Annotated in this window: 10 protein-coding genes; 6 read left to right on the top strand and 4 right to left on the bottom strand. The window is 61.5% G+C overall.

Annotated elements, in window-relative coordinates; genetic code table 11:
- Positions 1-242: 242 nt before the first annotated feature.
- Positions 243-2,099 (bottom strand): signal peptide peptidase SppA, encoded by a 1,857-nt coding sequence (gene sppA, locus GJV78_RS11405; RefSeq protein ID WP_155108467.1) that lies wholly within the window; start codon positions 2,097-2,099, stop codon positions 243-245.
- A 954-nt stretch (positions 2,100-3,053) separates the two neighbouring features.
- On the opposite strand from sppA, the gene GJV78_RS11410 reads away from it, so the two are divergent.
- From GJV78_RS11410 to GJV78_RS11420, 3 genes are all read left to right on the top strand, one after another.
- Entirely contained in the window at positions 3,054-3,605 is a 552-nt protein-coding gene (locus GJV78_RS11410; RefSeq protein ID WP_155108468.1) for an NAD(P)H nitroreductase, read from the top strand.
- A gap of 165 nt (positions 3,606-3,770) precedes the next feature.
- Positions 3,771-4,814, top strand: coding sequence for a selenide, water dikinase SelD (gene selD, locus GJV78_RS11415; RefSeq protein ID WP_155108469.1), 1,044 nt, complete (start codon positions 3,771-3,773; stop codon positions 4,812-4,814).
- A 4-nt stretch (positions 4,815-4,818) separates the two neighbouring features.
- A complete protein-coding gene (locus GJV78_RS11420; protein ID WP_155108470.1) occupies positions 4,819-6,780 on the top strand; it encodes a DNA topoisomerase III in 1,962 nt (653 codons plus the stop codon).
- A gap of 11 nt (positions 6,781-6,791) precedes the next feature.
- On the opposite strand, the gene gdhA is transcribed toward GJV78_RS11420, so the two are convergent.
- A complete protein-coding gene (gene gdhA / locus GJV78_RS11425; RefSeq protein ID WP_155108471.1) occupies positions 6,792-8,135 on the bottom strand; it encodes an NADP-specific glutamate dehydrogenase in 1,344 nt (447 codons plus the stop codon).
- Between the two features lie 477 nt (positions 8,136-8,612).
- Between gdhA and GJV78_RS11430 the strand changes: the two genes are divergently transcribed.
- The gene (locus GJV78_RS11430) at positions 8,613-8,885 is read left to right on the top strand and encodes a YnjH family protein (RefSeq protein ID WP_155108472.1); all 273 of its coding nucleotides are present in this window, start codon (positions 8,613-8,615) and stop codon (positions 8,883-8,885) included.
- Here the strand turns inward: GJV78_RS11430 and GJV78_RS11435 are convergent.
- Entirely contained in the window at positions 8,845-9,258 is a 414-nt protein-coding gene (locus GJV78_RS11435; RefSeq protein WP_155108473.1) for a pyrimidine (deoxy)nucleoside triphosphate diphosphatase, read from the bottom strand. The genes GJV78_RS11430 and GJV78_RS11435 overlap by 41 nt on opposite strands.
- 77 nt (positions 9,259-9,335) lie before the next feature.
- Between GJV78_RS11435 and GJV78_RS11440 the strand changes: the two genes are divergently transcribed.
- Entirely contained in the window at positions 9,336-9,905 is a 570-nt protein-coding gene (locus GJV78_RS11440; protein ID WP_155108474.1) for a carboxymuconolactone decarboxylase family protein, read from the top strand.
- Entirely contained in the window at positions 9,898-10,521 is a 624-nt protein-coding gene (locus GJV78_RS11445) for a CDP-alcohol phosphatidyltransferase family protein (RefSeq protein WP_167519522.1), read from the top strand. Before GJV78_RS11440 ends, GJV78_RS11445 begins: the two co-directional genes overlap by 8 nt.
- A gap of 89 nt (positions 10,522-10,610) precedes the next feature.
- Here GJV78_RS11445 and GJV78_RS11450 read toward each other — a convergent pair whose 3' ends face one another.
- Complete coding sequence (locus GJV78_RS11450) at positions 10,611-11,918, bottom strand: sulfurtransferase (protein WP_155108475.1); 1,308 nt, start codon at positions 11,916-11,918, stop codon at positions 10,611-10,613.
- Between the last annotated feature and the right edge of the window lie 46 nt (positions 11,919-11,964).

Consider the following 11,964-nt stretch of genomic DNA (forward strand, 5'->3'; position numbering starts at 1 on the left):
CCCGGATCGTAGCTCTACGGCAGAAGAGGCGGCGGTTAATCCTTCAGTTTGTAGGCCACCGCGGGCACAACGCGAACACTTTTATCGATAGTGTGCGGCGGATCGTCGCCATAGCGAAATAAGGAGGAATCCTTAAAATTGGCAAAGTAGTCTGGCGATTAACTGTTTAAATACAAGCTCATTAGGGATTCAGGACAAAAAAATGCCGCAGAGCGTGGCTGCTCTACGGCTGCAGGTTGCTTTTAGCGCACGTTCGCGCAGGTCAGACAGAAGGCATAGCGGTTTTGCGGATCGTTAAATGCCGCCAGCTTATCGCCCTCGGCCTTTACCGCCCCGGCGGCCGTCGCCAGCGGTGCCGGCAGCAGCGCCTGGAAGGCCTGGGGCAGGCTCGCCCGTACGGCGGTGGATATATTGTTCATCATCCGGTCGATAAGCAATGGTTCTTCCTCGTAATAGTCGATGTGCCACTTTTTCAGCTTCGCCAGTTCAGCAGCCTTTTCCACCGCGTCGTCGAAATCGCCGAGGCTGTCCACCAGGCCGTTGGCCTTTGCATCCTGACCGGTCCAGACGTGGCCCTGGGCGATGTTATCAATCCGCTCCGGCGTGGATTTCCGCGCGTCGGCCACGAGGGTAATAAAGCGCTTATAGCCGCTTTCGATACTGAGCTGCATCATTTGCCGGACTTCCGGCGGCAGCGCTTTGGTCATTGAGATGTCCGCCAGCGGGGAGGTAGCCACCCCGTCGGTATGCACGCCAATGGCGTCCAGGCTATTTTCAACGGTATTGATAATGCCAAAAATGCCGATGGAGCCGGTGAGGGTGCTCGGGTTCGCCACGATATAGTCTGCCGGGGTGGAGATCCAGTAACCGCCGGAGGCCGCCATGCCGCCCATCGATACCACGATCGGTTTACCGGCGGCCTTTGCCGCCGCCAGCTCGGCGCGGATGGTTTCCGAGGCGGTCACACTGCCGCCCGGACTGTTAACCCGCAGCACGATAGCCTTCACGTCCGGATCGAGCCGCGCGTCGCGGATTTGCGAGGCGGTCGTATCGCCACCGACGTTGCCCGGCGTCTCTTCGCCGTCCATGATGGCCCCGCTGGCGAAGATAACGGCAATGGTGCCGCCGGCGGTGGGCGGGCTTTTCAGCGAATAGTCGTAATAGCTGATGGCGCGGTAGTTGTTCTCCGCCGTGCTCCAGCCGAAGCGTTTGCTCAGCGCTTTTTCCACCTCCGCGCCGGAGGCCAGCTCGTCCACCAGCTTAGCCTTCAGCGCATATTGCGCGGTGTCGCCATCCGCTTTCCGCAGGCCCTCCAGCAGCCCCTGGGCACCGGGGAACACCTGCCGGGCGGGGATGTTTCGGTTTGCCGCCACGGTATTAAGGTAATTTTGCCACAGCACGCCGATCCAGCGGCCGTCCGCCTCGCGCGCCGCCGGTGACATATCGTCGCGAATAAACGGCTCGACGGCGGATTTATAGGTGCCGACGCGGAAAATATGGGTAGAAACCTTCAGCTTATCCAGCAGCGTCTTATAGTAGAGGCCGTTGGTGGCGAAGCCGTGAAGATCGACGACCCCCTGTGGCGAGAGCCAGATTTTATCGGCGAAGCTGGCCAGATAGTACTGGCCCTGGCTGTAGCTGTCGCCCACGGCGAACACCGGCTTCCCGCTGTCGCGAAACTCGCGCAGCGCCTTGCCGATATACTGCATCGACGGCTGATCGGCCCCGGCGAAATTTTTTAAATCCATCACGATGCCGGTAATATTGCGATCGTTCTTCGCCTGACGAATGGCGTTAACGATATCAAACAGCGAGTTCTCTTGCAGGCGATCGGCGCTGACGCCGAACAGCTGGCGGGTCACCGCGCTCAGCCGGCTGGCAGAGGAGGGTTTATCAACAATCACGCCGGAAATATCCAACAGCAGCGCGCCGCGGCTCACCTGCTCGCTGCTGTTATTGTTGTCGATCTGCAGCCAGATGCCGACGCCGATAAGCACTACAAAAATAAAGAACAGGTTGAGCACCAGCTCGCGGACGAAGTTAATTATTCGCCATGTCCATTTAAAAAATCCCGCAATAAATTGCCACAGGGTCTGCATGTATTCTCCCTACCTCATGTAAAAAAGACGCCGGATTAAGAGCCTGGCCATCAGGACTATTTCACTTGCCATTTTGGACCTGGGCAGTGCTCGCACAAAACGCATCGCGTTTTGAACGCCCTTCAGGGCGGCCCGAAGGGTGAGCATCGCGAATCATCCTCACGTACTGCGTGTACGCTCCGGTTTCTGTGCGCTGTCCGTGTCCAAACTGGCTGCGTCAATAACGCCTGATGAACCAGGCTCTAAGAGCCTGGCCCATGAGGGCTATTTTGCCTGCCATTTTTCGGCCGGGTCGTACCCGACAAAACGCGCGGGCGCGGTAAATATCCCTCAGGACAGCCCGTAGCGGCGAGCGTCGCGCGTCGATCTTCACACACTATCCTGTGTGATCCGTCTCTCTGCGCCGTCCGTATCCCTACTCTCTGCACCGGCTGCGTCTGAAGCGCCAGGCTCAGGGTGTTTATAAGATGGGTTATCGTAATGACCTGACGGGCGCTTGTCAGCAGGAATCATCCTTCGCGCTGTAACAAATTTCGCCTGGGCGTTAAGCGCCATCCCGGCGGGCATTTTACAATCATCCCTGAGAAGCGCCCGTATGCTCTGCGCCGTCAGTGCTCAAATTGTCCGCGCTAACCACGCCCGGTGGGATAGACTCTACGTTTGTGAATATACCCGTCATACTTCAAGCTGCATGTGCGTTGGCTTCCTTGCTCACCCCGGTCACTTACTACAGTAAGCTCCCGGGGATTAATGAGAGACATCCCTGTCTCTCACCAGAGGCAGCCTGCGGCTGTTCAAATTCGTTCCTGACGAATTTGTCACTGCGTCGCCGCGTGATTCGGCCTGAAGGCCTCACCCCTTCGGGGCCAGCCCCGGGGCTGTTCAAAACGCGCTGCGTTTTGTCCTGCAACTCGAATTATTTAGGGTTTAAAATTGAAAACAGGAGCTAAACAAATGGATGCACTTGAACTATTGCTTAACCGTCGTAGTACCTCCCGTCTGGTGGTGCCCGCGCCCGCAGGCGAACAGCTGCAAAATATCCTGCGTGCCGGAATGCGTGCGCCCGATCATAAGTCGCTGCGGCCGTGGCGCTTTTATGTGATTGAGGGCGAAGGGCGCGAGCGCTTCAGCGCCGTGCTGGAACAAGCGGCGGTCGCCGCCGGCGGTGACGGAAAGGCGGTGGATAAAGCGCGTGGGGCACCATTTCGCGCGCCGCTGATCGTCGCCGTGGTGGCGAAATGCGAAGAAAACCCTAAGGTGCCGATCCGCGAGCAGGTGCTCTCCGCCGGCTGCGCGGTGATGGCGATGCAGATGGCGGCGGTGGCCCAGGGATTTGGCGGCATCTGGCGCAGCGGCGCGTTGACCGAAAGCCCGCAGGTTCGCGAAGCGTTTGCCTGCCGCCCGCAGGATAGCCTTGTTGGTTTTCTCTATCTTGGCACTCCGCAGCTGAAGTCCTCCACCACCTTCGGGGTGGCGGACCCGACGCCCTTCGTCAGCTATTTTTAACCGACCGCCAGCCTGGTGAAGGCTGGCCAGCCGCGGGACATCCGCGTCCGAAAATGGCTGAAACTGATGGCATTGTGTGCAAAAACGACGGAATTCTGACACGCTCTCTTACTACATTGTCCAATGAGCGTTACCATAGCCCGATTGCAATGACAGGAGATGTCCATGAGCGAGCAAGCTATCCGTTTAACGCAATACAGCCACGGCGCTGGTTGCGGCTGTAAAATTTCCCCTAAAGTGCTGGAAACCATTCTCCACAGCGAGCAGGCGAAGTTTGTCGATCCCAATCTGCTGGTGGGCAATGAAACCCGTGACGACGCGGCGGTGTACGATCTGGGCAACGGCACCAGCGTCATCAGCACCACCGACTTCTTCATGCCGATCGTGGATAATCCGTTCGACTTTGGCCGCATCGCGGCGACCAACGCCATCAGCGATATCTTCGCGATGGGCGGCAAACCGATTATGGCGATCGCGATACTCGGCTGGCCGCTGGAGAAGCTGCCGCCGGAGATCGCCCGTGACGTCACCGAGGGCGGGCGTTTCGCCTGCCGACAGGCCGGCATTGCGCTGGCCGGTGGGCACTCCATCGACGCGCCGGAGCCGATCTTCGGCCTCGCGGTAACCGGCGTGGTGCCGACCGAGCGGGTGAAGAAGAACAGCACCGCCCATGCCGGCTGCAAACTGTTTCTCACCAAGCCGCTGGGCATCGGCGTACTGACCACCGCCGAGAAAAAGTCGCTGCTGAAGCCGGAGCACCAGGGGCTGGCGACAGAAGTGATGTGCCGGATGAACATCGCCGGGGCCGCGTTCGCCAACATCGCCGGGGTGAAGGCGATGACCGACGTTACCGGCTTTGGCCTGCTGGGCCACCTGAGCGAAATGTGTCAGGGGGCGGGCGTCCAGGCGCGGATCGACTATCAGAGCGTGCCGAAGCTGCCGGGGGTGGAAGAGTATATCCACCAGGGGGCGGTGCCGGGCGGCACCGGGCGTAACTTCGCCAGCTATGGCCACCTGATGGGCGAGATGCCGGACGTCGCGCGGAATCTGCTGTGCGATCCGCAAACCTCCGGCGGCCTGCTGCTGGCGGTGACCCCGGATGCGGAGGCGGAGGTCAAGGCCGCGGCGGCGGAGTATGGTATCGATCTCGCGGCCATCGGTGAGCTGGTTGAAGCCCGCGGCGGCCGCGCCATGGTTGAGATCCGCTGAGCCGATGCGGTTGTTTATTGCCGAAAAGCCGAGCCTCGCCCGCGCCATCGCCGATGTGCTGCCAAAGCCGCATCGCCGGGGCGATGGCTTTATCGAGTGCGGAAATGGCCAGGTGGTGACCTGGTGCATTGGTCACCTGCTGGAGCAGGCGCAGCCCGACGCCTATGACAGCCGCTACGCGCGCTGGAACCTGGCCGACCTGCCCATCGTGCCGGACAAGTGGCGGCTTCAGCCGCGGCCGTCGGTGACGAAGCAACTGAACGTCATCAAGCGCCTTTTGCACGAGGCCAGCGAAGTGGTCCACGCGGGCGACCCGGATCGCGAAGGCCAACTGCTGGTGGACGAGGTGCTGGACTATCTGCAGTTGGCCCCGGAAAAGCGCCAGCAGGTGCAGCGCTGTCTGATTAACGACCTCAACCCCCAGGCGGTGGAGCGGGCCATCGCGCGTCTGCGCTCGAACAGCGAATTTGTGCCGCTGTGCGTTTCGGCGCTGGCCAGGGCGCGCGCCGACTGGCTGTACGGCATCAATATGACCCGCGCTTACACTATCCTCGGGCGCAACGCCGGCTATCAGGGCGTACTGTCGGTTGGCCGGGTGCAGACGCCGGTGCTGGGGCTGGTGGTGCGCCGCGACGAGGAGATTGAAAATTTCGTCCCAAAGGATTTTTTTGAGGTAAGAGCGCACATCGTCACGCCCGCGGAGGAGCGCTTTATCGCTATCTGGCAGCCGAGCGAAGCGTGCGAGCCGTACCAGGACGAAGAGGGCCGCCTGCTGCACCGCCCGCTGGCGGAACATGTGGTAAACCGGATTGGCGGTCAGCCGGCGTGGGTGACCGGCTATAACGACAGGCGGGAAACGGAGTCCGCGCCGCTGCCGTTCTCCCTTTCTACGCTGCAGATCGAGGCGGCGAAGCGCTTTGGCCTCAGCGCGCAAAACGTGCTTGATATCTGCCAGAAGCTGTATGAAACCCACAAACTTATCACCTATCCGCGCTCCGACTGCCGCTACCTGCCGGAGGAGCATTTCGCCGGGCGTCACGCGGTGATCAACGCCATTGGCGTTCACGCCCCGGCGCTGCTGCCGCAGCCGGTGGTTAATCCCGATACCCGCAACCGCTGCTGGGACGATAAAAAGGTCGACGCCCACCACGCCATTATTCCCACCGCCCGCAGCACGTCGATTAGCCTGACCGACAACGAAGCGAAGGTCTACGGCCTGATCGCCCGCCAGTATTTGATGCAGTTCTGCCCCGACGCGGTGTTCCGCAAATGCGTGATTGAACTGGAGATCGCCAAAGGCAAATTTGTCGCCAAAGCGCGCTTTCTCGCGGAGGCGGGCTGGCGCACGCTGCTGGGCAATAAAGAGCGGGATGAAGAGAACGACGGCACGCCGCTGCCGGTGGTGACAAAGGGCGATGAGCTATTGTGCGAGAAGGGCGAGGTGGTGGAGCGGCAGACCCAGCCGCCGCGCCATTTTACCGATGCCACGCTGCTGTCGGCGATGACCGGCATCGCGCGCTTTGTGCAGGACAAAGATCTGAAAAAGATCCTCCGCGCCACCGACGGGCTGGGCACCGAGGCGACGCGCGCCGGGATCATCGAACTGCTGTTTAAGCGCGGCTTCCTGAACAAAAAAGGGCGCTATATTCACGCCACCGACGCCGGGAAGGCGCTTATTCACTCGCTGCCGGAGATGGCCGCCCGGCCGGACATGACCGCCCACTGGGAGTCGGTGCTGACGCAAATCAGCGAAAAGCAGTGTCGCTATCAGGATTTTATGCAGCCGCTGGTCGATACCCTGCGCCAGCTTATCGACCAGGCGAGGAGTACGCCGGTGCGCAGCTTTCGCGGCATCGTTGCGCCGGGGAGCGGTGACAAAAAGAGAGCGCCGACGCGCAGGCGCGCGGCGAAAAAAAGCCCGCCTTCAGGTGAGGCGGGCGAGGGGGCCGCTGTCCGGCCCGATTAGCCGGCCGGGCGTTAAATGACGCCCTGGCCGAACATGGCGTCGGCAACCTTCACGAAGCCCGCAATGTTCGCCCCGCGCACGTAGTTGATCTGCTTCTCTTCGCCGCCGTACTCAACGCAGGCCTGGTGAATGTCCAGCATGATGTGGTGCAGGCGGGCGTCGACTTTCTCAGCCTTCCAGCTCAGGCGCGCGGCGTTCTGCGCCATCTCCAGCCCGGAGGTTGCCACGCCGCCGGCGTTGGCCGCCTTGCCCGGCGCAAACAGGACGCCCGCTTCGAGGAACAGGTCGGTGGCCTCAATGGTGGTCGGCATGTTTGCCCCTTCCGCAACCGCCTTCACGCCGTTGGCGATCAGCTGGCGGGCACCGTCAACGTCAAGCTCGTTCTGGGTGGCGCAGGGCAGGGCGATATCGACCGGCACCGACCACGGCTGCTTACCTTCCAGATAAGTTAAACCGAATTCGCGGGCGTAGTCCGCCACGCGGCCGTCGCGGCTGGCCTTGATTTCGCACAGGCGCGCCAGCTTCTCCCGCGTAAAGCCGCTTTCATCGACTACCGTGCCGCAGGAATCAGAGGCGGTGACCACCCGCGCGCCAAACTCCATCGCCTTTTCAATAGCGAACTGCGCGACGTTGCCGGAGCCGGAAACCGCCACGCGCATCCCTTCGAAGCCCAGACCGTGGCGCTTGAGCATCGCTTCGGTAAAGTAGACCAGGCCGTAGCCGGTGGCTTCCGGGCGGATCAGGCTGCCGCCGAAGGAGAGGCCTTTCCCGGTGAAGACGCAGGCGCTGTTGTTGGACAGCTTGCGCATCATCCCGGCCATAAAGCCCACCTCGCGGCCGCCCACGCCGATATCCCCGGCGGGCACGTCGGTATCCGGGCCTAAGTGACGGTACAGCTCGGTCATCAGCGCCTGGCAGAAGCGCATCACTTCGCCTTCGCTTTTGCCTTTCGGATCGAAATCGCTGCCGCCTTTACCGCCGCCCATCGGCAGGGTGGTAAGGGCGTTTTTAAAGGTTTGTTCGAAGCCGAGGAATTTGAGAATGGAGAGGTTTACCGAGGGATGGAAGCGCATTCCGCCCTTATAGGGGCCAATCGCCGAGCTGAACTGCACCCGCCATGCGCGGTTGACCTGAACCTGATTGCGGTCGTCCAGCCAGACCACGCGGAACTGGATCACGCGCTCCGGCTCTACCAGGCGCTCCAGCAGCGACATCTGACGATAGCGTGGATTCTGTTCCAGAAAGGGCCACAGGGTGGTCATGACTTCGCGAACGGCCTGGGCGAACTCGGTCTGATGCGGGTCGCGTTTTTGCACGTGGCTAAGAAACGACTCCAGAGAATGTGTCTGATCCATAGATATAAAAGCCTCTTATGTATAGATATGGTTATGCCCGTCATATTTCAGGTTGCCTGCGCGCTGGCTTCTGGTTGCTCGTCTCATCCATGCATGGGACCGGGACGCCGCGGCGTTCCACTCTGCACCGGGCAGAGTTGTCTCACCCCGGTCACTCACTCCAGCAAGCTTCCGGGGATTAATAAGAGATATCCTGTCTCTCACCAGAGGCAGCCGACGGCGGTTCAAAACGCCCTGCGCTTTGTCCTGCCACCCGAACTATTTAGGGAATATATTTATGATATTTGTATGTTTATGCTGTTGCAGTTTTCGACTATACCATCAGCAATGTGACGATAAGCAAGAAAAAAATGTTTGCCCTAAGGAAATTAATAATCCTCCGGCGGTCATAATTAAAAGCGATGGCTGCCGGCGTTAAAGTTTTGTCTTCCGGCTACCGTTATGGTAGAGACAGACCTGTAAATGTAAGGAATAACTATGCGTCAGCTACTTCTCATCGCGGCAGCGGTCATCTCATTCAGCGCCCAGGCCGATCGGCGCTATGGTCCGGATGTGGAGGTCAACGTACCGCCGGAGGCGTTTCATACCGGCGGCCAGCGCGCCCGGCCCTGCGCGCGCTGCTGTCTCTATCAGGATCAAAACTATTCGGAAGGGGCGGTGATCAAGGTGGAAGGGGTGCTGCTGCAGTGCCAGCGCGATGCGCAGAGCCTCAGCACGAATCCGCTGCTCTGGCGTCGCGTAAAGCCATAAAAGCCTCCAGCAGCGGGACGTCGGCCGGGGCCAGCGGATAACGCCGCGCCGCCTCCGGCCGCAGCCAGACCAGCGCCTGGTGCTCGCGGGCGGTCAGCGCGCCGCTCCAGTCCGCAACGTGCCAGGCGTGCAGATGAATAAGGCGTCCGGAAACGTTCCGCCGGTGGCTGGCGATATAACGCCCCACCCGGGCCTGAATGCCTAACTCTTCGTGCAGCTCGCGCTTTAGCGCCTGCGGCTGGCTCTCGCCTGGCTCTACCTTTCCGCCGGCAAACTCCCACAGACCGGGCTGATCCCCCTGCATCGACCGCTGCGCCAGCAGGATCTTGCCGTCGCATTCAATAATTGCAGCTACTACGTCGATAGATTTCATTATATTCATCAATATTTAACGGCAGAAAAAGCCATACTATCGCTATCTTTATCCAATCTGAAGCTCAGGAGCCGCCGTTGAACAAGCCTCAATCGTGGGTAAGCCCGCTGATGCGCCTTCCCGCCGTGCTAAAACCCCTTACCGCCGCCCAGAAAAAACACTACGGCGAGGTGCTTAACCCGACGCGCTGGTGGGGGCGGATGCCGTTTCTGTTCTGGCTGGTGGCGCTGTTTGTCGGCTTTCTGGAGCGTCGACGCGCGCGGCTGACGCCGGTTCTGCGCGCGCTGCTGATGACGCGGGTGTCACAGGTGTGCCACTGCGCGTTCTGCGTGGACGCCAACAGCCTGCGGCTGGCGGAGCGCTGCGGGGCGATGGAGAAGGTGCTGGCGGTGGCGACATGGCACACCTCCACCCTGTTCAGCGAAGAGGAGCGGGCGGCGCTGGCCTACGCCGATGCGGTGACCGCGACGCCGCCCCGGGTTGACGCGGCGCTGAAGGCGCAGATGAAACAGCACTTCAGCGATGAAGCGATTAGCGAAATGACCGCGCTGCTGGCTTTCCAGAATCTCTCGGCGCGCTTCAACGCCGCGCTGGAGATCCCCTCTCAGGGGCTGTGCGATGGCCTGAAAGGAGCGCCGCGTGCTTGATCGTCATCTGCATCCCCACCTTAAGCCGCTGCTGCACCGCTGGGCGGGCGCGCTGGATAAGCCAGCGCTGACGCCGGACGGCCTGACCCTGACCGGCTTTGCCATCGGCGCGCTGGCGCTGCCGCTGCTGGCGCTGGGCTGGTATCCGGCGGCGCTGGTCGCCATCGTGCTCAACCGCCTGTGCGACGGGCTGGACGGCGCGCTGGCGCGGCGGCGGGGGTTAACCGACGCGGGCGGCTTTCTGGACATCGCCCTCGACTTTCTCTTCTACGCGCTGGTGCCGTTCGGCTTTATTCTCGCCGCCCCCCAGCAGAACGCACTGGCGGGCGGCTGGCTGCTGTTTGCCTTTATCGGCACCGGCAGCAGCTTCCTGGCCTTTGCCGCGCTGGCGGCGAAGCATCAGATTGCCAATCCCGGCTATGCGCATAAGTCGTTTTACTACCTGGGTGGGCTGACGGAGGGGACGGAGACGATCCTGCTGTTCGTGCTGTGCTGCCTGTTTCCGCAGCACTTTTCCCTGCTGGCGTGGATCTTTGGCGCGCTGTGCTGGATGACGACCCTGACGCGGATCTGGAGCGGTTATCTGACGCTGAAGGCGGTGCAGCCCCGCGCCTGAGGCGGACGCCGGACCTCTGCCGATATCCACCCGCTCTCCGGCGGGGCGGCAGAGGCGCTTTTTACCTGCCTGCCGGCAGAGCCGTCTGCTTACAGGCTGCTCTCCGGACCGCGCTCGCCGCTGACCACCGGATTGTTGCTGTCGCTGCTCCACTCGTACCAGCCGCCGTCGTAGACGGAGATGTTCGGCCAGCCCATTGCCCTGGCGTACATAAAGGTTTCTGAGGCCCGCCAGCCGGTGCCGCAGTAGAAGGAGACCTGCTGATCCGCGCGGATGTTCCACGTTTTCCACATCGCGGTGATATCATCCGCGCTGCGCATGGTGCCGTCGGGGTTATGGAAATCTTCCATATGGGTGGAATCGCTGCCCGCATGTCCCCAGCGCGCGCCGGCGATCTCGCCTTTGGGCTTAATGTAGCTGTAGCCGCTGGTAGTACCGATAAACTCCGGCCATGAGCGAATGCTGACCAGCGAAGCGTCCTGCCGGTGCAGCAGGGCGCGCGCCTGTTCGATGTTCAGCATCAGCTGCGGCCGGGCCGGGATGGTGACGCCGAAGTCAGGCTCCGGCTGCACCTTTGCCGGTGTGCCGCGCTCAACCGGCAGCTTCGCATCGGACCAGCTCCGCCAGCCGCCGTCCAGCAGGCGCACGTCCTTTACGCCGGCGTACAGCATAATCTGCGCCACGCGCGCCGCCGCGTAAACGTCGCGCCCGTAGAGGATAACCGTGGTGTCATGGCGAATGCCGTGCTTCTCCAGCATCACCTTCAGCTGGGCATCGGAAACTTTATTCCACAGCGGTTCGCTCTCCACCTCGTTGGTATCGATATAATCAGCACCCGGAATATGACTGAGCAGATAGAGCTTCGGCGCGCCCCAGCCCGCCTCCAGAACCCGCCATTTTCCGGCCGGCGCGGCGGTAACGTGGCGACCTTGCTGCAGGTTATGCAGCCAGCGCGGATAAACCAGCTGCTCGAAGTGCGGCAGCCTTTGCAGGCGCGTCGGCTCCTGCAGCGCGTCGCTCAGGGTGGTGAGCTGAGTGAGGCCCGCCCTGCGCAGGCGCGCCTCTACGGCCTGAACCTCGCGCTCGCTGCCGTACAGCGCCACGGGTGTCCCGGCGTTAAGCTGATGCTGTTTAACCCAGTCGGCGATCTGCTTATCGTTCATGTCGTCGAGCCAGCTGGCGGAGAGGTTCAGCGCGGCGGGTTCATGGCCGGAGGGGCCGTTCAGGGTTTGCGGCCAGCCGTTGTAGAAGGCGCTGGGCCGCGTGTCGATAGCGGTGCCATGCGCCTGCTGCAGCTGCTGGAAGTTAAGCGCCTGGATCGTATCGGCGGCCCGGGAGGATGCGCAGGCCAGCCCGAAAGCCAGCGCCAGCGCAGTCAGTTGAGAAACACGTTTCATCGAAAAGCCCGACATAAAAATAGAAGGGCGTCATTCTGACCTGTAT

The organism is Intestinirhabdus alba (assembly GCF_009711095.1).
Taxonomy (GTDB): domain Bacteria; phylum Pseudomonadota; class Gammaproteobacteria; order Enterobacterales; family Enterobacteriaceae; genus Intestinirhabdus; species Intestinirhabdus alba.